Raw genomic sequence first — 25,201 nt, forward strand, 5'->3', positions numbered from 1 at the left:
AGCGTCCGGGCGTGCGTTGTCTGCGTCACTTCGACGCCGCGGACCGTACCCGTGAGCGGTCTCGCGCTCATAGGGTGCTGACCATGATGGTCCCCGTGACCCTGCTGCTGCTCGGCGCCCTGACCGCCGTCGTCGCCCCGCGGCTGCTCGCCCGGGCCGACTGGCCGGACCGTGAGCCGGTCGTCGCCCTCTGGGTGTGGCAGTGCGTCGTGGCGGCCGTCCTGCTGTGCTGTCTGCTGTCGATGACGCTCAGCGCGTCGGCGGCCTGGCAGGCGGTGCGCGGGCAGGTGTTCGGCCGGGCGCCGCGTGCCGTCGTGGACGCCTACGCCCTGGGCACGGCAGGCCCGTGGGCGGCGGCCACCGCCGTCCTGCTCGCCGCGGGCGGCTTCTGGAGCCTCGCGATGCTGGTCCGCGAGGTCGTACTGGCCCGCGCCCCGCGGCGCGCGCGCCGGGCCGAACTCTTCGTACGGGCCCCGCTGTTGCCGGGCGAGGAGCCGGCGAGCGGCCGGCTCGTGGTGCTGGAGGGCGAGCGGCCCGACGCCTGGTGGCTGCCCGGTACGGCACCCCGGCTGGTCATCACGACGGCCGCGCTGCGCCGCCTGAAGGGGCGTCAACTGGACGCGCTCCTCGCCCATGAGCAGGGCCATGCGCAGGCCCGCCACGACTGGCTGCTGCACTGTTCGGCGGCGCTGGCGGCGGGATTCCCGCAGGTGCCGGTGTTCGCCGCGTTCCGCGACGAGATGCACCGACTGGTCGAGCTCGCCGCCGACGACATGGCCTCCCGGCGCTTCGGCCGGCTGACGACTGCGCTGGCGCTGGTCGAACTCAACGAGGAGCGGGGCGTGTTCGGGCCCTGCCCCACCCCGCAGGCCCATGTGCCGCAGCGTGTGCACCGACTGCTGACTCCCCCGGACCGGCTCCCCGCACTGCGCCGGCTGCGCCTGACCGCGGTCGCGGCGCTGGTGCCGGTGATCCCGGTGCTGGTGGCCCTGGTGCCCGGCCTGCGGGCCCTGGGCTGAGCCCGCCGGCACGCTCGGCCGCACCGGGCGGCTGGTGGCCCCGCGGCGCCCGATCGACAAGGATCGCGGTATGCGTCACGGCCCCGCCCCGCCCCGGCCCCGCCCACGGCACCTGCGCACCGCCGCCCTCCTCGCCGCCGCCCTCGGCGTGTGCTGCGGGCTGCTGACGATCCTGGTCGCCGTCCACTGGCACCCGCTGCTCGCCGCGGACGGCGACTTGTCCCGTACGACCCACCGCTGGGCGGTCCGCGACCGTGCCGTCACGCAGGTCTTCCGGGTGCTGACGGACTGGGTCTGGGGCCCGCTGACGATGCGCCTGGTGTGCGCGGCCGCCGCGGTGTGGCTGGTGTGGCGGTACGCCGCCTGGTGGACGGCGCTGTGGCTGGCGGCCACCGTGGCCCTGGCGGCGATCGTGCAGCAGACGGTCAAGGACGCCGTCGGCCGGCCGCGTCCGGTGTGGCCGGATCCCGTCGACTCCGCCCACTACGCGGCCTTCCCTTCCGGCCACGCCATGACGGCCACCGTGGCCTGCGGACTGCTGCTGTGGCTGCCGCACCGCTTCGGCGGGGGCCGCGTCCGCCGGCGTACGGCTCTGACGGCGGCCGTGGTCTCGGTGCTGGGCGTGGGCGTCACCCGTGTGTGGCTGGGCGTCCACTGGCCGTCGGACGTGCTCGGCGGCTGGCTGTTCGGGGCATTGGTGGTGGCACTCGCCGTGGTGGTGCACGAGTGGCCACGACGACGGCGTCCCTGCACACCTGCAGGCGGACCTCGATAGGGTCGGTCGCATGACTGGCGTATTGTTCGATTTCTCCGGGACGCTGTTCCGCATCGAGTCCACCGAGTCCTGGCTGCGCGCGGTGCTGGCCGAGACGGGACACACCCTGCCCGAGCCGGAACTGCTGGACGCAGCACGGGCCTTGGAGGAGGCCGGTGCGCTCGCGGGCGGCGCGGACCCGGTGGAGCTTCCGGAGGAACTGGCCGAGGTCTGGGCGGTGCGGGACGAGAGCGCGGAGCTGCACCGGGCCGCCTACACGGGCCTGTCCCGGCGGGTGACGCTGCCCGACCCCGGGCTGCACGACGCGCTCTACGCCCGCCACATGACCCCCGCGGCATGGGCCCCGTACCCGGACGCCGCCGAGGTGCTGCGCTCACTGCGCGAACGCGGGATCCGTGTCGGCGTGGTCAGCAACGTCGGCTGGGATCTGCGCCCGGTGTTCCGCGCGCACGGGCTCGACCCGTATGTGGACGCCTATGTGCTGTCGTACGAGCACGGCGTGCAGAAGCCGGACCCGCGGCTGTTCTCGGTCGCCTGTGCGGCGCTGGGTGCCGATCCGCGGGAGGTGCTGATGGTCGGCGACAGCAGGGAGGCGGACGGCGGAGCGGCCACGCTCGGCTGCCGGGTGCACTTCGTCGACCACCTGCCCGTGACGGACCGGCCGGGCGCGCTGCTCCCGGTGCTGGACCTGGTGGGCTGAGGCCCGGGGAGGAAGCGGCCGACTCGTTGCCGGGCCGGCCGCCTGAGACGATCCCCCGCGTCGCCCCAGGCGGACGGCAGCCCTGGGCAGGGCCCGCGCATGGCGGTGCCCCCTGCGATGAGTATAGTTGGCTGGCAGCCAGTCAACGCAGGAGTTACAGGATGTCCCCGCGCAGCGCCTCGGTCAATGAAGAGTTGCGGCGACGTTCCCGGGAGCGGCTGTTGCAGGCCGCCGTGGAACTGGTCGACGAGCGTGGTTTCGAGGCCACCACACTGGGCGACATCGCGGACCGGGCCGGTTCGGCACGCGGACTGGTGTCGTACTACTTCCCCGGCAAGCGCCAGTTGGTGCAGTCCGCCGTGCACCGGCTCATGCACCGCACGCTGGAGGAGGCACTGGAGCGGGAGCCGCGCACCGAGGACGGCCGGGAACGGCTCGCCCGGGCGATCGACGCGATCCTGGGACTGGCCCGCGACCGGCCCGTGCTGATGCGCCAGCACATGGCGGGACTGCTGCAGGCGGAGGGGTTCGTGCAGTGCCCCGAGCAGCGCCGGCTGTCGGAGCTGCTCAGCGACACCGTCGCCCGGTACGGCTCCGAGGACGTCGCCGCCGACTATCCGATGCTGCGGGCCCTGTTGATGGGCGCGGTGTACGCGGTGCTGGTCCCGGGGGTGCCGATGCCCGTGCCGGCGCTGCGGGCCGAACTGTTCCAGCGGTACGGCCTCGACTGGGACTCGGGGGTACCGCCGGACAGCGTGGCGGACGAGGAGACGCGGGAGCAGGACCTGTCCCGGTTCTTCGCCACGGAGGAGCGCCCGAGCCACCCCTGAGCAGGCGGCAACGCGTCTCAGTGGCGGCGCACGTGGCGGGGCGTCAGGTAGCCCGCGTCCCGCGCCTGGGCGATCAGTCGGAGGGAGCGGCGACGGCTGTGTCCGGTCGCGCTCATCACGGCGAGCACCGGATCGAAGCCCTGCTTCTGGGCGGCGCGGTACTCCTGCGCGACCAGCCGCCGGCCCGCGTTGCCCCGCGGCCAGACCGGCCGGGCGCGGCGCGGCCCCGCGTCGCCCGGCGCGTTCTCCGACTTGCCGTCGGTCTGCGGTGCGCACACCGCGCTGTCGGCTTCCCGTGCTCGGACCGCGCTGCCGGCTTCCCGTGCACGCACCGCGCCGGCGGCCACCGGCTCACAGCGCGTGTCGGCGGCTCCCGCCTCGGACCCCGCGCCGACGGCTCCCGGCTCGCACCCCCGCACCTGGTCAGCGTCCTTTGGTGCGGAGGCCGCGGGGCGGTCTTCCGGTTCCTGACGCTCCTTCGGCCGCCGGCCGGCGTCACCCTCGTACGACCGCTCCGCCGGCACCCCGCACGACGCGAACAGGGGGCCCTCGATCCAGTCCGCGAGCACCGTCAGGTCGGCGAGGGACAGGGCCGGTTGGGCGCTGACGTCCTCGATGGAGACGCGTCCGTCGCGCAGGACGGCGAGGGCGTCGACCCGGGCGCCGTCGGGGAAGGCCAGCAGGACCTGGTACCAGGAGGTGGTGCCGCCGTGCTCCCGCACCTTCCACGCGGGCCACACGGACACCGCGCCGTCCTCCGCGTTCCGATCAGAAAGATCAAGAAAGGATGCTTCTAGCACACACGCAACGTAACCGCATGATCGCATTCCATACGAACGGACACGCGTCGGCGTCACCCCGCCGGCCCCTGCCGTCACGGGCCGGGGGATGCCATGCTGGAACCGTCCGCACACCCCTCCTTCGGGCAAGGAGTACCGCTGTGCTGCGTGTCGCCGTCGTCGGTTCGGGGCCGAGCGGGTGTTACACCGCGCAGACCCTGGTTCAGCGGGACCCGGGAGTGTGCGTGGACGTCCTGGACCGGCTGCCGTGCCCCTACGGCCTGGTCCGTTACGGGGTCGCTCCGGACCACGAGAAGATCAAGTCCCTGCAGGGCAGCCTCAGAGCGGTGCTGGAGCACGAGCGGGTGCGCTTCCTCGGCGGGGTCCGGGTGGGCGGACCCGGCGGACTGCCGGTGGAACGGCTGCGGGAGCTCTATCACGCGGTCGTGTACTGCGTGGGCGCCGCCACCGACCGCCGGCTCGGGATCCCGGGCGAGGAGTTGCCGGGCAGCTGGTCCGCGACCGACTTCGTGGCCTGGTACAGCGCGCATCCGGACGCGGCCGACGCGGGTTTCCTGCGCGGAGTGCGGTCGGCCGTGGTCATCGGCGTGGGCAATGTGGCGGTGGACGTGACACGGATGCTGGTCCGCGGCGCCGCGGAGCTGCGCCCGACGGACATCCCGCAGGCCGCGCTGGACGCGCTGGCGGCGAGCGGCATCGCCGAGGTGCACATGGTGGGCCGGCGCGGACCCGCACAGGCCCGCTTCACCACCAAGGAGCTGCGCGAGCTGGGAGCGCTGCCCGGTACCGATGTCACCGTCGACCCGGCCGACCTGGCGCTGGATCCGGCCGATCCCACGGCGCTGCCCGCCGTTCAGCGGCGCAATCTGGAGGTGCTGCGTGACTGGGCCGCCCGGCCCCCGGCCGACACCGCCCGCCGCATCGGCCTGCGCTTCTTCCTGCGCCCCGTGGAGCTGCTCGCGGACGGCGGCCGGGTGGGCGCCGTGCGCTTCGAACGGACGGCGCCGGACGGGTACGGCGGGGTGACGGGCACCGGCCGGTTCGAGGACGTGCCCGCCCAGCTGGTGCTGCGCTCGGTGGGCTATCGCGGGGTGCCGCTGGACGGGCTGCCGTTCGACGCGGCGAGCGGAACGGTGCCGAACACGGCGGGGCGTGTCGTACGCGACGGGGTCCCCTGCCCGGCTGAGTACGTGGCGGGATGGATCAAGCGCGGCCCGACGGGTGTCATCGGCACCAACCGGCCCTGCGCCAAGGAGACGGTGACGACCCTGCTCGCGGACGCTCCCGCGCTGCTCGCCAGGCAGCTGCCGGAGGATCCGGTGACGGCGCTGCGCGCGGCCGGTGCCGAGCCCGTGCCCTGGGCGGGATGGCAGGCGATCGAGCGGGCCGAGGCCGCGCTGGGCGCGCGGCTGGGGCGCAGCGTGGTCAAGCTGGCCGACTGGGACGCGCTGCTCACGGCGGCCCGGTCGGCGTAGCGCCACGGCCGGGCCGCCGGGGCATGACACACACCGGCAACAGACCGGAAATCAACAAACTGTTCAAGGCCCTTACGGTCTCGTCCTGTTCGGATGCCCCTCCCCCGCCGCTGACGGAGTCCCCATGACCACGACCGCAGACGTCCACCCCGTCGACGAGATACCACCGGTACGGCAGTTGGCCGCCTTCGGGCTGCAGCACGTGCTCGCGATGTACGCCGGTGCCGTCGCCGTGCCGCTGATCGTGGGCGGCGCGATGCGGCTGTCGCCCGCCGACCTGGCCTATCTCATCACCGCCGACCTGCTGGTGTGCGGGATCGCCACGCTGATCCAGTGCGTCGGCGTCTGGCGGTTCGGGGTCCGGCTGCCGATCATGCAGGGCTGTACGTTCGCGGCCGTGTCGCCGATGGTGCTCATCGGGACGACGGGCGGCGGCCTGCCCGCGGTCTACGGCTCGGTGATCGTCGCAGGCCTGGCGATCATGTTGCTCGCGCCGGTCTTCGGCAGGCTGCTGCGCTTCTTCCCGCCCCTGGTGACCGGCACGGTGATCCTGGTCATCGGGCTCTCGCTGCTGCCGGTCGCGGGCAACTGGGCGGCGGGCGGTGCCGGCACGAAGGATTTCGGCGCGCCGCGGAACCTGGCGCTGGCCGGCTTCGTGCTGCTCGTGGTGCTGGCCGTGCAGCGGTTCGGGCCCGTCTGGCTCGGCCGGGTCGCCGTACTGACCGGCATCGCGGTCGGTCTCGCGGTAGCCGTGCCCTTCCACTTCACCGACTTCAGCGGCGTCGGGCGCGCCGACTGGGTGGGGATCAGCACGCCCTTCCACTTCGGGGCGCCGCGGTTCAAGGTGTCGGCGATCGTGTCCATGCTGGTCGTGGCGCTGGTGACGATGACCGAGACGACGGGTGACCTGATCGCCGTGGGCGAGCTGACCGGACGCGAGGTGCGGCCGCGCACGCTCGCCGACGGGCTGCGGGCGGACGGTCTGTCGACCGTGCTGGGCGGAGTGTTCAACACCTTCCCGTACACCGCGTACGCGCAGAACGTGGGCCTGGTCGGCATGACGCGGGTGCGCAGCCGCTGGGTGGTCGCGACGGCCGGCGGGTTCCTCGTGCTGCTCGGCCTGCTGCCCAAGCTGGGCGCGGTGGTCGCGGCGGTCCCCGCGCCGGTGCTGGGCGGCGCGGGTCTGGTCATGTTCGGCACCGTCGCGGCGAGCGGGCTGCGTACGCTGGCCCGGGTGGACTTCCACGGCAACAGCAATCCGACCGTGGTGGCCGTGTCGGTGGCGATCGGCTTGCTGCCGGTGGGGGTACCGACGGTCTACGAGAAGTTCCCGGACTGGTTCCAGACGGTCATGAACAGCGGGATCAGCGCGGGCTGTCTGTCCGCGATCGTGCTGAACCTGCTTTTCAACCACCGCCCGGCGAAGGCGGGTTCAGCTGCGGTCGCCGAGTCGGCCGGCCTGCCGGTCGGCGGCGGCCAGGAGGCTGTCGAGGAGCCCCGGGAAGAGTCCGTCTAGATCGTCCCGGCGCAGGCCGTTCATCTTGGCGGTGCCCTGGTAGACCTGCCGGATGACCCCGCTCTGGCGCAGCACCCGGAAGTGGTGCGTGGTGGTGGACTTGGTCACCGGCAGATCGAAGTGCGAGCAGCTCAACTCGGCCTCGTCCGCGGCCAGTTCGCGTACGATCCGCAGCCGCATCGGGTCGGAGAGCGCGTGCAGCACGGACTCCAGCCGGATCTCCTCGGGCTCCGGGTGCGGCAGCGCTCGGCCGGTGGTGGCGGTGTCGGTCACGGCGGCTGCCCTTCGTCGCGGATCTCCTCGGCTGCCCCCATGATACGAGAAGCATCGTAGTTTGACACTCATCGTAGTACGAGGTCTATCGTACGAGGCGTCAGCGGTCCCGTGACGAATGGAGTCCGTCGTGAGCGCGCTCTTCGAGCCCATCACGCTGCGTGAAGTGACCATCCCCAACCGGGTGTGGATGCCCCCGATGTGCCAGTACTCGGCCGAGCCGGAGGGTCCGCTCGCGGGCGCTCCGCACGACTGGCACTTCGCGCACTACGCGGCGCGTGCCACGGGCGGCACCGGACTGGTGATCGTGGAGGCCACCGCGGTCTCGCCGGAGGGCCGGATCTCCCCCTACGACCTCGGCCTGTGGAACGACACCCAGGTGGATGCCTTCCGCCGGATCACCCGCTTCCTCACCGCCCAGGGCACGGTGCCGGCGATCCAGCTCGCCCACGGTGGCCGCAAGGCGTCGACGGACCAGCCCTGGAAGGGCGGTGCGCCGGTGGGACCGCAGGAGCGTGGCTGGCAGCCGCTCGCCCCGAGCGCGGTGCCCTTCGACGAGCGCCACCCCGTGCCCACCGAGCTGACCGTGGACCAGATCGAGGAGGTGGTGGGCCAGTTCGCCGGCGCGGCCCGCCGGGCGCTCGCCGCCGGCTTCGAGATCGCCGAGATCCACGGAGCCCACGGCTACCTGATCAACGAGTTCCTGTCCCCGCACTCCAACCACCGCACCGACGCGTACGGCGGCTCGTACGAGAACCGCACGCGGTTCGCCCTCGCGGTCGTGGACGCCGTACGGGAGGTGTGGCCCAAGGACAAGCCGGTGTTCTTCCGCGTCTCGGCCACCGACTGGCTCCAGGACGGCGGCTGGACCACGGAGGACACGGTCCGCTTCGCGCACGACCTGCACGCCCACGGCGTCGACCTGCTCGACGTCTCCACCGGCGGCAACGCCTCCGGCGTGACCATTCCGACCGGCCCCGGGTACCAGGTGCCGTTCGCCGCCCGGGTGAAGGCCGAGGCGCCCCTGCGCGTCGCGGCCGTGGGGCTGATCACCGAGGCCGGACAGGCCGAGAAGATCGTGACGAACGGCGAGGCCGACGCCGTGCTGCTGGGCCGCGAGCTGCTGCGCAACCCGTCCTGGGCCCGGCACGCGGCCCGCGAACTGGGCGGCGAGGTCCACGTGCCCAACCAGTACCACCGGTCGGTCTGAGGTCCCGGTCAGCCCGGCAGCAGCCGGCCGACCGTCTCCTCCAGGCGGGGCAGCACCCGCTGTCCCGCCAGGGCCAGGGCGATCGCCACCAGCACTCCGGCCCAGCCGACCGGGCCGAGCGGGGTGCACCCGACCGCGTGGCTGACACCCGGGGTCTGCACCGCCGCGACCAGCGCCGCGGCGGAGCCCAGGCAGGTGATCTGCACCAGGCGGCTGTCGCGCCGGTCCAGCCACGTCTGCACGAGCTGGGTGCCGACCACCCCGCACAGCGCCATGGTGCCGGAACGGCGCACGGTGCCCGGCGTGAAGCGGCCGATGAGCCAGGCCGTCAGCGCGCCCAGGCAGGTGGTCAGCGCGCGGTGCCGGATCTGCCGCAGCAGGGGCGCCCCGAGCACGGCGGAGGCGTCCTCGGGCGATGCGCTGCGGGCGCGTACGCCGCCCGGCTCCTCGTCCGCCGGCGCCGCGCGCCGGGGACGCGGGAAACCCGGCTCGCCGTCCTTCTCGGTCACCGCCACCGCCATCGACGGGAAGAGGTCGGTGAAGAGGTTCACCATGAGCATCTGCCGGGTGGACAGCGGCGCCCGGCCTGACAGCAGCGTGCCGAGGATGCCGAACCCGACCTCGCCCGCGTTGCCGCCGATCAGGATCGCGATGGCGTCGGCCACGCTGTGCCACAGCGCCCGGCCCTCGCCGACCGCGTCGATCAGGACCGTCAGGTCCTCGTCGGTGAGGACGATGTCGGCGGCGTTGCGCGCGGCGGCCGAGCCGCGCGCGCTGATACCGACGCCGATGTCGGCGGCCCGGATGGCCGCGGCGTCGTTGGCCCCGTCGCCCACCATGCCGACGACCCGGCCGGCGTCCCGCAGCGACTCGACGACCTGGAGCTTCTGCTCGGGCGCCACCCGGGCCACCACGCCCGCGTCCCGCAGGATCCGGGCCCTGGCCGCCCGGTCCGCCGCGGCCAGCTCGTCACCGGTGACCACGACGGTGTCCTCGGGCCAGCCCAGATCGGCGGCGATGGCCCGGGCGGTCTGCGGATGGTCGCCGGTGAGCATGACCGGTCGTACGCCCGCCTTGTTCAGCCCCTCCACCAGCGCCGTGGACGTCTCGCGCGGGACGTCGGACAGGGCCAGCAGGCCGGTGAACTCCAGCTCGCGCAGCGGCTGTTCGAGGACGTCGGCCTCCTCTTCACGCGTGCCGAGGCGGCGTTGGGCCACCGCCAGCACCCGCAGGCCGTCCGCCGCCAGCGCCTGGGCCCCCTCCGAGGCGTGCTCCGGAAGGCCGGCGCAGGCGGGCAGGACGGTCTCCGGGGCGCCTTTGACCACCAGCACGGGAGGGCCGTCCCCGCTGCGGCCGACGGCGGCGGCGTACCCGCGCGCGGCCTCGAAGGGCAGGCCCGCGAGCTGTGTCCAGGCCGGGTCGTCACCGGCCGCGGCCAGCACGGCCTCGTCGGTCGCGTGCACCGGACGGTCGCCTCCGCCGTTGAGCCGCGGACAGGCGTGTGCGGCGGCCCGGACGATACCGGCGGACCCGGTGTCGTCCACCGCGCGGACCGTGCCCTCGGCGTCGCAGGTGCGCACCAGCCGCAGCCGGTTCTCGGTGAGCGTGCCGGTCTTGTCGAAGCAGATGGTGTCCATGCGCCCCAGCGCCTCCAGGGTGCGCGGAGTGCGGACGAGGACGCCGCCGCGGCTCAGCCGGCGGGCCGCGGCCAGCTGCGCGACCGTGGCCACCAGCGGCAGCCCTTCCGGTACGGCGGCAACGGCCACCGCCACGCCACCGCTGACCGCCTCCCGGATGCGGGTGCCGCGCACCAGTGCCAGTCCGGTGACCGCGGCGCCGCCCGCCAGGGTCAACGGCAGGGCCTTGCGGGTGAGTTCCTGCAGCCGGGCCTGGACGCCGCCGGCCGGCGGCACGCGGGCGGCCAGGTGCACGGCGCGGGCGGCCTCCGTGCGCTCACCGATGTCGACCACGACGGCCCGGGCCTGGCCCGCCACCACGGTCGTGCCCTCGAAGACCATGCAGCGCCGGTCGGCGACCGGGGCGTGCGGGGTCGGGTCCGTCTGCTTCTCCACCGGCAGCGACTCTCCGGTCAGCGCCGACTCGTCGACCTCCAGACCGTCCTGCCACATCAGCCGGGCATCGGCGGGCACCACGTCGTCCGCCTTCAGCTGGATCACGTCCCCCGGGTGCAGCTTGCCCGCGTCCACGGTGCGCGTGCCCCCGGCCGGAGCCTCCGCCTCCGGCGGCACGACGCGCGCCTTCTGCTGCTGATCGGCGACCAGTCCGGACAGCGCCCGTTCGGCCCGCAGCCGCTGGATGCCGCCGACCAGGGCGTTCAGGTCGAGGGCGCCGACGACGAGCAGCGCGTCCACGACCGAGCCGAGGAGCGCGGACGCCGCCGACCCGACGGCGAGGACCGGGGTGAGCGGGTCGTGGAGTTCGCCGCGTACGGCCCCGCCGAGCCGGTAGGACCAGCGCACGGGCACGGCGAGCGGATGCCGGGCGGCCCTGGCGACGGCCTTGCGCGCGGGGGCGGTCAGCCCCTCGAACGCGGTGCTCTCGACGGCCGGTTCGCGCTCCAGCCGCTCCCTGGCCTGCTCGGGGTCCAGCTCGTGCCAGTGCACGCGCGGACGCGGGTGCGGGGGGCGGGCCGCCGCCACTCCGAGCGCGGCCCTGATCCCGGAGATGAGGGCCGACGCGGCACCGGCGTCGACGGGGGCGTGCCGCATCCCGGGCAGCGCGGCGAGGCGTCCGTGGCCGCCGCCCGACTCGCCGACGGCCACGAGCAGCCCGGACAGCGCGGCGCCGGAGCGGGCCAGCGTCTGGGCGTGCCGTCCCACCATGCGGGCGGCCGGTATCGCGGTGAGTACGCGCCACACGTCGGGCAGCCCGTGCAGGGCCAGGATGTCCGCGCCCCACACCACCGCGCCGTCGCGGTCGGTCAGGGCGAGGGCGATGTCGGCGGCGCGTAGCCCGGCCAGGACCTCGTGCTCGTCGGCGGAGCGCACCCGGGCGACCGCGAGCACCGCGCCCGCGTCGCCGCGCTCCTGGTACACCACGTCGTCCAGCGGCCGGCGCGCGTCCACGACCTGGTCGGCGAGGCCGGTGAAGTCCTCCAGGGCCGGGTCGTCCACGAGTATCACCCGCAGCCCTGCCCGGCGGGCCGCGTCCAGGACCGGTTCGGCCCACGGGTCGGCCTCACCGTCGTCGGTGCGCAGCACGCTGGGGTGCAGGACGACCGTGCCGGCCATCTCCAGCTGGCGCAGCCGGTCCGGGGAGCGCACCAGTACGCCGGTGCGGGCGAGCGCGGCGCTCAGGACGGCGTGGAAGGCGGCGGGGCCGTAGCGGGCGGCCTTCGGCGAACCGGCGAGGACCGCCTCCGCCGCCTCGCTGCCGTCGTGCTTGACCAGGAGGGTGGCCGCCGCGCCCAGCACGCTGCCCGCGGAGGCGTGGGCGGCGTACTCCTGGGCGGGGGACTCGCGCAGCGGCGGACGAGCGGCGCCGTCGGCCGGGAGGCTGACGCGGCCGGGCGTGCACAACTGGTCGTGCACCGTGTCGAAGGCGGCGGCGCGGGCCACCGTCTCGGCCACCTGGCAGGCCCGCAGGACGCCGTCGAGCACGAGTGAGGTGGGGGTCTGCCCGGCGCCGTGCACAGCGGCGTTCGCGCCGGCCAGCACGAGATCCATGCGTGCGTCGCCCAGCCGGGTGCGCAGCCAGGCGCGAAAGCGGGGGTTCTCCCGCAGCAGCGTCACCACCGCGGTCATCAGGCGGGGGGACGGCGGCAGCCGCAGCGAGTAGGCGGTGAGCGCTGCGCCGATGCCCACCGCGTCGGCGGCGAGCGTGGCCACGGCGGCGCGCACCCCGGCCGGGTCGGCGGGATGTGTGGTCTCCTCCACGTCGTCGGCGGACAGCAGCAGTCCGTGCCGCTCGGCCAGCTCGGCGGCGTGTTCCAGGATCTGGTCGGCGGCCTCCTCGCCGGTCGCCGTCACCACCAGGCGCGCGAGCCCCTGGTCCCAGTAGGCGACGAGCACGTCGGGCCGCTCCGCCAGCGCCTCGGCCACCCGGCGCGCCAGGTGGGCCGTGCCGCCCGCGTGCCGCGCGTGCTCCTGCTCCGCGGGGCGCAGGGCCAGATGGGCACGGGCGCCGGCCCGCCAGTGGTCGTCGGTGCCGGGTACGGCGTTGCGGGCGACCCGGGCCACCCGTACGGCGGCGTCCGCGCCGCGCACTCCGGCGCGGGCCGTTCCCGCGGCGGCACCGGCGGCCGCCCCGACCACCGGCGCGGCCGCCCGCGCCAGCAGTCGTGGTGCGGCGGGCAGCAGCCGTGCGGCGGCCGAGGGCATCGTCAGCAGTCCGGCCACCATGGCCCTCCTCAGAGCGTGGTGCGGTCGGGCCGCGCCGTGGGACCGAGCGGACCGGCGGACGGCTTGCCCGCCGGGTCGCCGGTGCCGCGTGTGGTCCGGGCGCCACCGGTCGGCTTGCTGCTTCCGTGCGTCCGGCCGCCGCCGGACGTCCGCTCACCAGGGGAAACCTCGGCAGCCGTGGCACCGGACCCGCCCGACGCTCCGGTGGCCGCGTCCCAGACGGCGGCGCGGGTGCCGCCGGGCCCGCTCCCCGCTCCGCCGGCCTCCCGTTTCCCGGCGCCGTGGCCGGACCTGAGGGCTGCGGTGCCGAGATCATGAGCGGGCTCGGGACCCTGCCCGGCCCCGCTCACGGCCGGATGCGTGGGCCGGGGCTGGGTGAGCCAGGCCACCGCCGCGCCCGTGACGGCCACCGGCCACTCCACCACGCCCGCCGCACCGAGCACTCCGGCTCCCGCGTACACCGCGATGCGCCGGCCCCGGGGCGACACCGCGCCGACCTTGTCCAGCGTCTCCTCGGCGGCCCTGCTCACCATCCCTGCGCCGGGCACCCTGCGCAGGACCGAGGCCGCGCCGCGCAGCGGCGCCGTGAGGGCCGACGACGACTTCTGCTCAGCCATGACTCTCCTCGGGTGACTTCGCCTTACGTGCCCCACCGAGTGCCCGCCACCGCGCTGGTCATCCCCCGTTTCCGCCCGGAGGGCCCGCTCCCTCCCAGGTAACCCCGCGAACCTCACCCGCGCCACCCGCCGCGCCACGGCCGGCGCGTACGCACGCGGCCAGGAACGCCACGACCTCGTCGTACCCGAGATCCCCCCGAACGACAGAGCGAGCACACGGAACGCGACGCACGGAGCCGGTCGCGCCCCCGCCCACAACCGCCGCACGGCCGACTCACACCCCCCGCACACACGAAACGGCCGGCTACGGACGCCACGCCTCGTCGTACCCGGGATGCCCCGCGAACGGCAGGGCGAGCAGGCGGAGGGTGGCGCAGGGAGCGCGGGGCGGGCCTCCGTCGGCGGCCGTGGCACAGGTGCGGCACCGGCCGTCGTCCGTCGGCCGGTGCTCCGCGAGCAGGGCACGCCCCGCCTCGACGTTCCGCAGGACACGCGCCGGATCATGACGCGCCACATGGGTCAGCAGCCGCACCGGGTCCTCGGCGCCGAACTGCACCAGGGGCGTGTGCGTGGTCCCGCGGTGCCGGGAGGTGAGCACCTGCTCGATGTGGTCCGCCATGACGCCCCAGACGGCGCCTGGCGCAGCGGTGACCGCGTGGCGGGCCACCTGCTCCTCCTCCTGGAACCGGTCCCGCAGGAACCGTTCGAGGGCCCCCGCCGTCATGCGGCACGCTCCCCCGGCCCCACCGAGGCGGCCAGCTCCCGCTGATAGCCGGCGTAGGCCGTGCGCAGGGCCTCCCCCGGCCAGTCGGCGGGCAGGAGCGCGGGCGGCAGGACGGGGTCGGTGAGCAGGTGGCGTACGGCCGCGGCGTAGGCGGTGAGGCGGTCCGCGGGGTGCCGGGCGGCCGCCGTGCCGGCGAGCAGGCTCCGCGCGGTGGCGGACCAGGCGTCCAGCGGCCAGAGCCGGGCGACCAGATCCTGCCCGGGCTCGTCGGGTCGCGCGGTGTACGTGCGGGCCACGGAGTGCAGCAGATCGGGCAGACCGCGCGCGAGGTTGGCCGGGCGCAGCCACACGCCCTCGCGGAGTTCGGCCAGCCGCAGGGCGGTCAGCCGGGTGCGCAGTTCGGCGCGTTCGGCGGGTCCGCGGCCGGTCGCCGTGATCACCACCATCTCCCAGTCGCCCTCCCACGCACGCGTGGCGGGCCGCAGCGCCTCGTCCTGGCGCAGCTGGCGCGCCAGCAGCCGGTCGCTGAGCCGGTAGACGGCATCGGTACGGCGCAGGTCCCCCGCGCTGACCATCCGGCTCAGCGCGGCCCGCAGCGTGGATCCGCCGACGCCGAAGGGCTCCACCAGCCGGACCAGGTCCTTCACCGGCAGCTCCGCCGGGTGTGCGCCGAGGAGCAGGCTCAGTACGACCGAGCGCGCGGACAGCGGTCGCAGGCCTGCCTCCGCCGGCTCGGGCGGGACGTTCATGCGCATGGGCACGTACTGTACGTGCGACCTCCCTGTTGCATCATTGCTGCGGCCGCAGGAAGAGTGCAACATGCTCCCATGGTCTCGATTCCCGCCCAGTCGCCCGCGCCGTCACCGCCGCAGCCGCCGTCCGCCACACACGACGTCACCAACCAGCCCCCGCCGCTGGCCCCGTACGACGCCTCCGACGACCCCGCCCTGCTGGAGGGGCTGCGCAGGGAGGGCGCCGGCTGGGCCGAGGACGGCGTCCGCCGCCTCGGTGCGCGCGCCGGCAGCGCGGAGGCGCAGGAATGGGGCGAACTGGCGAACCGGTACGAGCCGGTGCTGCGCACCCACGACCGTTACGGCCACCGCGTCGACGAGGTCGAGTTCCACCCCAGCTGGCACCACCTGATGCGCACGGCGGTCGCCGAGGGCCTGGCCGGCGCGCCCTGGGCGGACGAGCGGCCCGGCGCCCATGTGGCCCGTACCGCGGGCGGCCTGGTGTGGGGACACACGGAGGCCGGCCACGGCTGCCCGACGTCGATGACGTACGCCGCCGTGCCCGCGCTGCGTGCCCAGCCGGATCTGGCCAAGGTGTACGAGCCGCTGCTCACCAGCCGGGAGTACGACCCCGGGCTGCGCGTGCCGGCCGAGAAGCCGGGGCTGCTCGCCGGGATGGGCATGACCGAGAAGCAGGGCGGGTCGGACGTCCGGACGAACACCACCGCGGCCACGCCCACCGGGGAGCCCGGCGTGTACACGCTGCACGGGCACAAGTGGTTCACGTCGGCGCCGATGTGCGACGTCTTCCTGGTGCTGGCACAGGCTCCGGGCGGGCTGTCCTGCTTCCTGGTGCCGCGCGTGCTGCCCGACGGCAGCCGCAACACCTTCCGCATCCAGCGCCTGAAGGACAAGTTGGGCAACCGGTCCAACGCCTCCTCGGAGCCGGAGTTCGACCGGACGGTGGCCTGGCTGGTCGGTCCGGAGGGGCGGGGCGTGAAGACCATCATCGAGATGGTCAACTGCACCCGGCTGGACTGTGTGATGTCCTCGGCGACCCTGATGCGCAAGACGCTGGTCGAGGCGGGCCACCACGCCCGGTACCGCAGCGCGTTCGGAGCCCGGCTGATCGACCAGCCGCTGATGCGCAACGTCCTGGCCGATCTCGCGCTGGAGTCGGAGGCGGCGACGACGCTCACGCTGCGGCTGGCCGGGGCCGCGGACCGGGCGGTGCGCGGGGACGCCGGGGAGCGCGCCTTCCGGCGGATCGCCACCGCGGTCGGCAAGTACTGGGTCACCAAGCGGGGCCCCGCGTTCACCGCGGAGGCGCTGGAGTGCCTGGGCGGCAACGGCTACGTCGAGGACTCCGGCATGCCCCGGCACTACCGGGAGGCCCCGCTGCTGTCGATCTGGGAGGGTTCGGGCAACGTCAACGCGCTCGACGTGCTGCGCGCCCTCGGCCGGGAACCGGACACGGCCGAGGCCCTGTTCGCCGAACTCGCCCTGGCGCGCGGGGCGGACGCCCGGCTGGACGCGGCCGTCGCCGCGCTCAGGGACCAGTTGGCCGAAACGCAGCAGTCGGGCGCCCGCCGGCTGGTCGAGCGCATGGCGCTCGCCCTCCAGGCCTCGCTGCTGGTCCGGCACGCCCCGCACCCGGTCGCGGACGCCTTCTGCGCGAGCCGGCTGGGCGGCGACTGGGGCCACTCGTTCGGCACGCTGCCCGCCGGGGCCGGACTCGACGCGATCCTGGAGCGGGCCCTGCCCGGCCTGAACTGACGCCTCCCGCCCGGGGGCGCGCGGACCGCCGCGCACCCCCGCCGGGCGGGCGCCGGCCGCTTGCGCCCTGGCCGGTGACAGCCGACGGATCGCACACAGTCAGCGCGCGCTTCCGTACCGTTGTCGGTGCCGTGGTGCACACTCGCGATCAGGTGGCACTCGTCTGGGGAGGACAACGTGTTCACGGGGATCGACGAGGTCGACTGGGCCTCGCTGCGGCATGCGCACGGCACCGCGGAGGACATGCCGGGATGGTTACGGGCCCTGGCGTCCACGGACACCGTCGAGCGGGCGACCGCGCTCGACGGGATGTACGGCGCGCTGCACCACCAGGGATGTGTGTACGACTCGACGCTGGCCTGCGTCCCTTTCCTGCTCTCGCTCGTGGCCCGCGAGGAGCTGCCGGACCGGGACGGCGTCGTGGAACTGCTGGTGGGCATCGGCGCGGAGACCGCGAAGGGGGACCCGCGCGCACGGGAGGCGGTGTGCGCGGGCGCCGAGGTCTTCGTCCGGCTCGCCGGGGACCCGGACCCCGCGGTGCGCCGGGCGGCCGCCGGGGCCCTCGTACACTTCCTGGCCGCGCCCGCGCGGGTCCTGGACCTGTTACGGCAGCGGCTGCGGGCCGAGCGGGACGACCGTGTCCTGCTCGCCCTCACCGAGGCGCTCGGCCTGTTCGTCCGCCGGTACCCCGCGCACGCCGACGCCGCGGTGGACCTCCTGGCCGAGCACAGCGCGCCACCGTACGCCCCGGGGCTGCGGCTCGCCGCGCTCGGCCAGCTCGCGCTCGTCGCGCCCGCCGGGCTCCCCGCCGATGTCGTGCCGACGGCGGTCCGGTTGCTCCGGGAGCGCTCCGCGCACCGTGCCCGGGTCCCGGAGCACTCCGCCGGCGACACTCTCGTCGGACGCTTACGGCGGTTGCGGCCGTCCGACGAGGAGGGCTCCCGGCTGCTGCGCACCCTGCACACCGCGCTCGGCGACCGGGTGGACGACCGGACCGCCCTCCTCGGCGGGCAGTTGAGCAGCCCGGACCCGGTGGACCGGTGCAACGCCGTGTGGATGGCGGCGGCGCTGCTGCGTGGCTGGCGCGGCGACCACAGCGGAACGGTCCGGCTGCTCGGCACCCAACTCACCGCGCAGCAGGACCGGTTACGGGACTCGGCGGTCGTGGTCCTGTCGGAGCTGGGCGCGCTGGCCGCACCCGCCGCGGACGACCTGTACGCACTGGTGTGTGCCCGGCCCGACCTGTGGACGCACCGCTTCGAGCGCGGCAGTCCCACGCTGGGCGGACCGCTCAAGGCCCTGGCGAGGACCGGCGATCCGCGCGCGGTCCCGGCCCTGGCCCACCTGCTGGCCGGCCTGGCCACCCCGGTGGACCTGGGGTTCGAACTGGCCCACCTCGGCGCCGCCGCGGCCCCTCTGGCCCACGCGGTGCGGCACCGGCTGGGCCGGATCCCGCCGGGCTCCCCCTCCGCCGCCCGGCTCGCCGCCCCGCTGCTGGCGGCGGTCGGCGGCCTGGGGGACCAGGAAGCCGTTCCCGAGGTGCTGCGGCTGCTGCAGGGGGCTCCCGACGACCTGGGGGCACGGGACGCGGTCGCGGGCCAGGCCGTCGAGACGCTGGAGGCGCTGGGCGCCGCCGGGCAGGCGACAGTGGTGCTGCGCGCGCTGCTGGGCACCCGGCACGCCGCCGCGGCGGCCGGCGCGCTCTGGTCGGCGCACCAGGACGCCGCCGCCGTACTGCCCGCCCTGCTGCGGGAGTTGACGCACGCCGATCCGGAGCGGCGGTGCCTGGCCGCCAGGCAGCTCGGCAGACTCGGGCCGGCCGCGCGCTCCGCGCTGCCCGCGCTGCGCCGGATGGCCGGCTCGTGGCCGGCGCAGGAGCGGGTCTCGGCCGCCTGCGCGCTGTGGCGCATCGCCGCGGACCCCGAGCCGGTCCTGCCCGTGTTCCGGGCGGCCTGGGCGGACGACCCGCACACCCGCGCGCCGATCGCCCGGTGCCTCACCGCGATGGGCCCGGCCGCCGCCCCGTTACGGCACCTGGTGGCCGCGGAACTGGCCGCCCCGCGCCGCCTTCCGGCTCACCCGGGAATCCGCGGCGGCCAGGGCATACCGGAGGACGAGGCACTGCTGAGGGCGTGCCGGGATTCGCTGGCGGCGATGTAGGGGGCACGTCAGGCACGCGCGCGAGCCGATGAGTCCGGGTACGGCGACCGGCCCGCGGTCGGGAGTGACCACGGGCCGTGGGCCGTGTGGCCGGATGCGGATCAGTGCACGTCCGCGCGGACCGGGTCGCCGAACAGGTCCTCGGTGAAGGTCACGTACCGGGGCGTGAAGGTGCCCTTGCCGGTGACCGTGCCGGAGATGTTCTCGCCCGGAGCGAGATCCACGGTGTCGAGCTGCTTGTCGTCGACGCCCAGTTCGCTCGTGTGCTTCGTGCCGTCGGTGTCGGTCACGGTGAAGTACAGCGGGTTCACGCTGACCTTCTTGGCGCCGTTGTCGCGGATCGTGACGACCACGCTGGTGTAGTCGCCGCCGTCGGCCAGGATGCTCTTCGAGAACGCCGTCTTCTTCGCGGTGATCTGCACCGGCGCCTCCCCGGCCGGCTTCGGGTCGGCCGGGGCGTGGTGCTTCGTGGACGCGGCGGCGGCCGGGGCGCCGTTCCCGGCCGCCTTGCCCTCGCTCTTTCCACCGCCGCCGACCGCGGCGCCGATGACTCCGAGCACGACGACGAACGCGACGACACCGAGACAGCCGAAACCGACGATCTTCCCGGTGCTGCGCCGCTTCGGCGGCTGCGGAGCGCCCCACGGCTGCTGCGGAGGCCAGGGCTGCTGCGGGGCGCCCCCACCCGGTTGCTGGATGCCGGCCCAGCCTGGCTGCTGCGGGGCGCCCCCGTCGGACTGCGGCTGCGGGTACTGCTGGCTCATGTGGCCCCCTGGGCTTGGTGCTGTGCCTTTGCGCGTGTGGGACTGATGAGCGGGCTTGTGAGGTTGCCTCAGGCCGGCCACTTCACCCGATCGTGGCAACGCCTTGGAAACGCTGTGGATTTGACGTCGATTCAGGCACGGTCCGGTCGCGGGACCGGCGGAGCGGCCGATGCCCGGGCGCCAGAGGGCGGGAGTGAACAGCCGGTCCGCGTCGCGGCCGATCGAGGGGGCGGAGCCCGTGCACGCTCAAGCTGGGGGCCGGTCGCCGCCCTTCGCCCTGTGATCGGCATGTGGGACGCGGCGCCGGGCTCGCCCCTCCCCCTCCGGTGCCGTCACCTCTCCGCCGATCCCCAGGCCGGCGCCCCGCTCGGTCCGGTCGGGCGGTTTCGGCCTCCGCAGCACTGCGGCCCCGGCCCGGCCGTACCGGAACCCGGGCCGGGGAGCCAGGTCAGACCGTCCGCCCCCACTGGGGTCCGAGACGCGCCCATTCCGTGTCCCAGGCGTCCATGCGCCGGCGTTCCAGACGGCCGCGCAGGGCGAGGCCACCGACGAAGGGGACGGCCGCGGCGCTCAGGCCCACCAGGCAGCCGATCAGGGTGCCGCGGAAGGCGACCTCGGCGACGGAGGTGGGCCGGCCGACGAGACGGCCCTGCGGGTCGGTCCAGACGGTGACCGGCGTGCCGGCCCTGCTGCCGGGCTCGACCCGGACCTGACCGGTGTGGGCGGAGCGGTCGGCCACCGTCCAGCGCACCTTGGCCCAGACCCGGTCCCCGGAGGAGGCATGGCGGTGCGCGGGCGGGCTTCCCGGTGCCCGGGCCACGACACGGGCCATGACAGGACGCCAGGCCGCCCGTTCCCTGGCCAAGCCGTGCTCCACCGACCGGGCCGCCACAAGTCCGGCCGAGACCCCCGCCAGGACGGTCAGCAGCCAGACACCGAGCACCACCCAGGCCTCCAGTACGTCGGCCCGGCGCTTGAGCGGGTTGCGCCGCCAGCGCCACAGCCACACCTTCGGACCACGGAACGCCTTCAAAGGCATCCTCCTCACGAGCGCACCGACCGGCCGGACCGTCCTCCCATACGCGGGAGATCGCTCCGTTGCTCACGACGAGCCGTTTCCCCGACGGTCGCACGGGACCCCCCGTTCGCGCAGGCACATGCCGCAACGGGCCCCGGCCGCTCTTCGTCACCGGCCGACGGCACCGCTGTGACCTGCGAGAACGTGCTCTCTGGAGCGGAGTGTCAGTGGCGGGGTGCAGACTGGCCGATACCTGATGACTACCTGACTCACGACTACCTGGACAAAGGCGTCCCGGAGGTGATCGGCATGACCGAGGTACTGCTGGCGGTGGGCACGCGCAAAGGTCTTTTCATCGGGCGCCGAAGGAGCGGCGGCGCCTGGGAGTTCGACGACAGTCCGTATTTCAACGCGCAGGCGGTCTACTCGGTCGCGATCGACACCCGGGGGGACCGGCCGCGTGTGCTGGCGGGCGGCGACAGCGCGCACTGGGGCCCGTCGGTCTTCCACTCCGACGACCTCGGCCGCACCTGGACCGAACCGCCGCAGCCGGCCGTCAAGTTCCCCAAGGACACCGGCGCCTCCCTGGAGCGGGTGTGGCAGCTGCACCCGGCCGCCGCCGAACCCGACGTGGTCTACGCGGGCACGGAACCGGCGGCGCTGTACCGCTCGGAGGACCGCGGCGAGAGCTTCGCGCTGGTCCGGCCGCTGTGGGAGCATCCGACCCGCTCTCGGTGGGTACCGGGCGGGGGCGGTGAGGGCCTGCACACGGTGGTCACCGATGCCCGCGACCCGCGCGCGGTGACCGTGGCCGTCTCGACGGCCGGGGTGTTCCGCTCCACCGACGGCGGCACGAGCTGGACGCCGTCCAACTCGGGTGTGTCCGCGGTGTTCCTGCCGGATCCCAACCCGGAGTTCGGCCAGTGCGTGCACAAGATCGCCAAGGACGCGGGCGACCCGGACCGGCTGTACCTGCAGAACCACTGGGGGGTGTACCGAAGCGACGACGCGGGCGGGCACTGGACCGACATCGGCGCGGACCTGCCGTCCACGTTCGGCTTCGCGGTGGCCGCCCATCCCCGCCGCGCCGGCACGGCGTACGTGTTCCCGATCAACGCCGACGCGGACCGCGTGCCCGCCGAGCACCGCTGCCGGGTCTTCCGCACCACCGACGCTGGCCGCGTCTGGGAGCCGCTGTCCAAGGGGCTGCCGGAGGAGGACCACTACGGCACGGTGCTGCGGGACGCCCTGTGCACCGACGACGCCGAGCCGGCGGGGGTGTACTTCGGCAACCGCAACGGCGAGGTGTTCGCCTCGGCCGACGACGGCGACAGCTGGCAGCAACTGGCGGCCCACCTGCCGGACGTGCTGTGCGTACGGGCGGCGGTGATCGGCTGAGACCCGCGGGCGGGCCGCGCGAAGCGTTCGCGCGGGCTTGGCCATCGGTTGATCACCCGCCTGTCCACGGCAGTAGGGTGACGCCCGTGGCACCACGACCCTTGCATGAAATCGTCGAACCGGGCTGGGCGAAGGCCCTGGAACCCGTCGCCGGACGGATCGCCGAGATGGGCGACTTCCTGCGCGCGGAGATCGCCGCGGGACGCACCTACCTGCCGGCCGGACCGAACGTCCTGCGGGCCTTCCAGCAGCCCTTCGACGAGGTGAGGGTCCTGATCGTCGGTCAGGACCCGTATCCCACCCCGGGGCACGCGGTGGGCCTGTCGTTCTCGGTCGCACCCGAGGTACGCCCGCTGCCGCCGAGCCTGATCAACATCTTCCGCGAGCTGAACACCGACCTGGGCGTGCCCCAGCCGTCCAACGGCGACCTCACACCCTGGACCCAGCAGGGCGTCCTGCTGCTCAACAGGGCCCTGACCGTGGCTCCGCGCCGCCCGGGCGCCCACCGCGACAAGGGCTGGGAGGAGGTGACCGAGCAGGCGATGCGGGCCCTCGCGGCGCGCGGCAAGCCACTGGTCTCCATTCTCTGGGGCCGGGAGGCGCGCAATCTGCGTCCCTTGCTGGGCAACCTGCCGGCGGTGGAGTCCGCGCACCCCTCGCCCCGGTCGGCCGACTACGGGTTCTTCGGCTCGCGTCCGTTCAGCCGCGCCAACGACGCGCTGATCCAGCAGGGCGGTCAGCCGGTGGACTGGCGACTTCCATGACCGTCCCGGGCTATCTGGCGGTGGACTCCGGAGGCTCCGGTCTGCGGCTCGCCGTCGGTGTGCCGGGCCGGGCCCCGGCCGCACAGCGGGAGTCACGGGAACCGGTCCGCACGGGTGCGCGGGGCATCGATCCCGCCCATCTGATGGCCCAACTCGTCCCGCTGGCCCGGGCGTCCGCCGCCGAGGCCGGGATCGGCCCGCTGGAGACGGCCGCCGTCGGCGCCGCCGGGTTCGCCACCCTGGGTGACGCCCTGCGTGCCGAACTGCCGGGCGCCCTGGCCCGGGAGCTGGGGGTACGGCAGGCGGTGCTCGCCGCCGACGCCGTCACCGCCTACGTCGGCGCCCTCGGGCCGCGCCCGGGTGCGGTGCTCGCCGCGGGCACCGGGCTGATCGCGGTCGGCACCGACCTCACGGCCTGGCGCCGGGCGGACGGCTGGGGCCATCTGCTCGGGGACTGCGGCAGCGGCGCGTGGATCGGCCGGGCCGGCCTGGAGGCGGCGCTGCGTGCCCACGACGGCCGGGACGGCGGCTCCGCACCCCTGCTGGCCGGTGCAGAGGAGCAGTTCGGGCCGGTACGCGACCTGCCGGGCATGCTCTACCCGCGTTCCGACCGGCCCGCCGTACTCGCCTCCTTCGCGCCCTGGGTGGCCGCCTGCGCCGCGCACGATCCGGTCGCCGCGGACATCCTGCGCGCGGCGGCCCGGCACATGGCCGAGTCCGCCGCGGCCGTGTGCCCGGCGGACGGAACGCCCCACATGGCGCTCACCGGTGGCCTGTTCCGCCTGGGCGATCCGCTTCTGGTCCCGCTGGGCGAGGAACTGGCCGGCAGGCTGCCGCACGCCCGGCAGGTGCCGGCCGAGGGCGATCCGCTGCACGGCTCGGTGAGGATCGCGACCGACCTGGCGGCGGGGCGGTTCACCCTCCCGGGTGAACCGGCCATGCTCTGCGCGGTCCCCGCACAGGGCGATCGAGATCCCCCGTGACGACGGCCGGTTCTCCCGGCGCGCCGTCCCCTTTTCGTCCCCTTGTCGACCCCTGTCACCCCCTTGCCGTCCTTTTGTCGTCCCATGTTCTCGGCACGTGCTCTGAACATGTGTCATCGGCTTGTCACTCATCAGACAAAACCGGACGGATACCGCTCACCTGCACCCTCCCCGAACGAAGGAACCCCCGAAACCAGTAACATGCGGCGCCATGAGCACCCCCACTGGGCCCGAGTCCGGCCTGCCAGTACGAATGCCGCGACCCCGCCAGCCCGGACGGCACCGCCGGCCGGAACCGCTGGTCGCTCCCGAGGGTGCGCCCGCGCTCGCCCTGGCGGTGCCCGGCGCGCCCAGCGCCGCCTCGCGCGCCCTCGCCGAGGAGGTCGTGAGCATCGCCCGCTCCGAGCTGCCCGGCCTGGACGCCCGGATCGGTTACGTGGACGGCGACGACGCCGAGTTCCCCACGCTCCGCTCCGTGCTCACGCGCGCCGCCGAGGAGCGCACGGCCCGTTACGAGCAGGCCGTCGCCGCCGGGGTCGAGGGGATCAAGGAGCCCGACGGCCCGGTCGCGGTCGTCGTCCCGCTGCTGGCCGGTCCGGACAGCGCCCTGCTGCGGCAGATCCGCCAGTCCGTGATGGACAGCCGGGTGGCCGCCGAGCTGACCGATGTGCTCGGCCCGCACCCGCTGCTCGCCGAGGCGCTGCACGTGCGGCTGTCCGAGGCGGGCCTGGCCCGTGCCGACCGCGCGCGCCTGTTCACCGTGGCCACCGCCGCGGACGGCATCATCCTGGCGTCCGTGGGCGGCGAGGAGGCCGTGCAGGCGGCCGGGATCACCGGCATGCTGCTCGCCGCGCGCCTGGCCGTGCCGGTGATGGCGGCGGCCCTGGACCAGGAGGGCTCGATCTCCTCCGTCGCCGAGCAGCTGCGTTCCTCGGGCTCGCAGCAGCTGGCCCTCGCGCCGTACCTGGTCGGTCCGGAGATCGACCCGGCGCTGCTGGCGGCGGCCGCCGCGGAGGCGGGCTGCGCCACGGCCGAGGCGCTCGGCGCCTACCCGGCGATCGGCAAGCTCGCCCTCGCCAAGTACACGACGGCGCTGGGCATCGCCCCGCAGCAGCCCCAGGGCACGCCGGTCCGCTGACCGCATGCCGGCACTCCACGGCACCCGTACGACACAGGGCCCGCTCCGCACCCGGAGCGGGCCCTTCGCCCTGCCCGGGGTGGGTCGGCCGAAGGGTTCCGCGCGGAAGAGGGCCGGGGCGGCAGACGGGTGACGGAAGGCGCGAGGCGGAGGGGGAGCGGCAGGGGGA

General features: G+C 74.9%; 21 protein-coding genes. 13 read left to right on the forward strand and 8 right to left on the reverse strand.

Annotation, left to right across the window (positions count from 1 at the left end):
• Window positions 1-83: 83 nt before the first annotated feature.
• From IE244_RS19730 to IE244_RS19745, 4 genes are all read left to right on the forward strand, one after another.
• Window positions 84-1,019: a M56 family metallopeptidase gene (locus tag IE244_RS19730; protein ID WP_191874865.1), complete on the forward strand. Its 936-nt coding sequence runs from the start codon at window positions 84-86 to the stop codon at window positions 1,017-1,019.
• A gap of 70 nt (window positions 1,020-1,089) precedes the next feature.
• Window positions 1,090-1,794 carry a phosphatase PAP2 family protein gene (locus tag IE244_RS19735; RefSeq protein WP_191874866.1) on the forward strand — a complete coding sequence of 235 codons (705 nt, stop codon included), beginning with the start codon at window positions 1,090-1,092 and terminating at the stop codon, window positions 1,792-1,794.
• A 10-nt stretch (window positions 1,795-1,804) separates the two neighbouring features.
• Complete coding sequence (locus IE244_RS19740) at window positions 1,805-2,494, forward strand: HAD family hydrolase (protein WP_191874867.1); 690 nt, start codon at window positions 1,805-1,807, stop codon at window positions 2,492-2,494.
• A gap of 161 nt (window positions 2,495-2,655) precedes the next feature.
• On the forward strand, window positions 2,656-3,324 hold the full coding sequence (locus tag IE244_RS19745) for a TetR/AcrR family transcriptional regulator (protein ID WP_191874868.1): 669 nt from the start codon (window positions 2,656-2,658) through the stop codon (window positions 3,322-3,324).
• 17 nt (window positions 3,325-3,341) lie between these two features.
• Here IE244_RS19745 and IE244_RS19750 read toward each other — a convergent pair whose 3' ends face one another.
• Window positions 3,342-4,151, reverse strand: a complete 810-nt coding sequence (locus IE244_RS19750) for a DUF6214 family protein (RefSeq protein WP_308436274.1) — start codon at window positions 4,149-4,151, stop codon at window positions 3,342-3,344.
• Between the two features lie 113 nt (window positions 4,152-4,264).
• Here IE244_RS19750 and IE244_RS19755 point away from each other — a divergent pair, with 113 nt between their 5' ends.
• Both IE244_RS19755 and IE244_RS19760 read left to right on the forward strand, forming a co-directional pair.
• Complete coding sequence (locus tag IE244_RS19755; RefSeq protein WP_191874870.1) at window positions 4,265-5,599, forward strand: FAD-dependent oxidoreductase; 1,335 nt, start codon at window positions 4,265-4,267, stop codon at window positions 5,597-5,599.
• Window positions 5,600-5,723: 124 nt separating this feature from the next.
• Window positions 5,724-7,115: a nucleobase:cation symporter-2 family protein gene (locus IE244_RS19760; protein ID WP_191874871.1), complete on the forward strand. Its 1,392-nt coding sequence runs from the start codon at window positions 5,724-5,726 to the stop codon at window positions 7,113-7,115.
• Here IE244_RS19760 and IE244_RS19765 read toward each other — a convergent pair.
• The gene (locus tag IE244_RS19765) at window positions 7,032-7,388 is read right to left on the reverse strand and encodes an ArsR/SmtB family transcription factor (RefSeq protein ID WP_229854222.1); all 357 of its coding nucleotides are present in this window, start codon (window positions 7,386-7,388) and stop codon (window positions 7,032-7,034) included. The two genes, IE244_RS19760 and IE244_RS19765, sit on opposite strands and share 84 nt — an antisense overlap.
• Window positions 7,389-7,518: 130 nt before the next feature.
• Between IE244_RS19765 and IE244_RS19770 the strand changes: the two genes are divergently transcribed.
• The gene (locus IE244_RS19770) at window positions 7,519-8,598 is read left to right on the forward strand and encodes an NADH:flavin oxidoreductase/NADH oxidase (protein WP_191874874.1); all 1,080 of its coding nucleotides are present in this window, start codon (window positions 7,519-7,521) and stop codon (window positions 8,596-8,598) included.
• An 8-nt stretch (window positions 8,599-8,606) separates the two neighbouring features.
• Here the strand turns inward: IE244_RS19770 and IE244_RS19775 are convergent, their stop codons facing one another.
• From IE244_RS19775 to IE244_RS19790, 4 genes are all read right to left on the reverse strand, one after another.
• Window positions 8,607-12,959 carry a cation-translocating P-type ATPase gene (locus tag IE244_RS19775; protein ID WP_191874875.1) on the reverse strand — a complete coding sequence of 1,451 codons (4,353 nt, stop codon included), beginning with the start codon at window positions 12,957-12,959 and terminating at the stop codon, window positions 8,607-8,609.
• An 8-nt stretch (window positions 12,960-12,967) separates the two neighbouring features.
• Window positions 12,968-13,576, reverse strand: a complete 609-nt coding sequence (locus IE244_RS19780; RefSeq protein ID WP_191874877.1) for a hypothetical protein — start codon at window positions 13,574-13,576, stop codon at window positions 12,968-12,970.
• Between the two features lie 304 nt (window positions 13,577-13,880).
• Window positions 13,881-14,300: a DUF6221 family protein gene (locus IE244_RS19785; protein ID WP_191874879.1), complete on the reverse strand. Its 420-nt coding sequence runs from the start codon at window positions 14,298-14,300 to the stop codon at window positions 13,881-13,883.
• Entirely contained in the window at window positions 14,297-15,055 is a 759-nt protein-coding gene (locus IE244_RS19790) for a PaaX family transcriptional regulator C-terminal domain-containing protein (RefSeq protein ID WP_191874880.1), read from the reverse strand. Before IE244_RS19790 ends, IE244_RS19785 begins: the two co-directional genes overlap by 4 nt.
• Window positions 15,056-15,127: 72 nt before the next feature.
• Here IE244_RS19790 and IE244_RS19795 point away from each other — a divergent pair, with 72 nt between their 5' ends.
• Complete coding sequence (locus tag IE244_RS19795) at window positions 15,128-16,807, forward strand: DNA alkylation response protein (RefSeq protein ID WP_191874881.1); 1,680 nt, start codon at window positions 15,128-15,130, stop codon at window positions 16,805-16,807.
• A gap of 177 nt (window positions 16,808-16,984) precedes the next feature.
• Window positions 16,985-18,967 carry a HEAT repeat domain-containing protein gene (locus tag IE244_RS19800; RefSeq protein WP_191874882.1) on the forward strand — a complete coding sequence of 661 codons (1,983 nt, stop codon included), beginning with the start codon at window positions 16,985-16,987 and terminating at the stop codon, window positions 18,965-18,967.
• Window positions 18,968-19,068: 101 nt separating this feature from the next.
• Here the strand turns inward: IE244_RS19800 and IE244_RS19805 are convergent, their stop codons facing one another.
• Both IE244_RS19805 and IE244_RS19810 read right to left on the reverse strand, forming a co-directional pair.
• Window positions 19,069-19,731: a DUF4352 domain-containing protein gene (locus tag IE244_RS19805; protein WP_191874883.1), complete on the reverse strand. Its 663-nt coding sequence runs from the start codon at window positions 19,729-19,731 to the stop codon at window positions 19,069-19,071.
• Between the two features lie 448 nt (window positions 19,732-20,179).
• Entirely contained in the window at window positions 20,180-20,770 is a 591-nt protein-coding gene (locus IE244_RS19810; RefSeq protein WP_191874884.1) for an Rv1733c family protein, read from the reverse strand.
• A 288-nt stretch (window positions 20,771-21,058) separates the two neighbouring features.
• Between IE244_RS19810 and IE244_RS19815 the strand changes: the two genes are divergently transcribed.
• The 4 genes from IE244_RS19815 to IE244_RS19830 all read left to right on the forward strand — a co-directional run bounded on the left by IE244_RS19815 (window position 21,059) and on the right by IE244_RS19830 (window position 25,032).
• A complete protein-coding gene (locus tag IE244_RS19815) occupies window positions 21,059-22,147 on the forward strand; it encodes a WD40/YVTN/BNR-like repeat-containing protein (protein ID WP_229854223.1) in 1,089 nt (362 codons plus the stop codon).
• 86 nt (window positions 22,148-22,233) lie between these two features.
• Entirely contained in the window at window positions 22,234-22,911 is a 678-nt protein-coding gene (locus IE244_RS19820) for a uracil-DNA glycosylase (protein ID WP_191874886.1), read from the forward strand.
• Complete coding sequence (locus tag IE244_RS19825) at window positions 22,908-23,894, forward strand: N-acetylglucosamine kinase (RefSeq protein WP_191874887.1); 987 nt, start codon at window positions 22,908-22,910, stop codon at window positions 23,892-23,894. Before IE244_RS19820 ends, IE244_RS19825 begins: the two co-directional genes overlap by 4 nt.
• 211 nt (window positions 23,895-24,105) lie before the next feature.
• Window positions 24,106-25,032: a sirohydrochlorin chelatase gene (locus tag IE244_RS19830; protein WP_191874888.1), complete on the forward strand. Its 927-nt coding sequence runs from the start codon at window positions 24,106-24,108 to the stop codon at window positions 25,030-25,032.
• The last annotated feature ends 169 nt before the right edge of the window (window positions 25,033-25,201 follow it).

This window comes from Streptomyces filipinensis, from assembly GCF_014649495.1.
Classification (GTDB): domain Bacteria; phylum Actinomycetota; class Actinomycetes; order Streptomycetales; family Streptomycetaceae; genus Streptomyces; species Streptomyces filipinensis.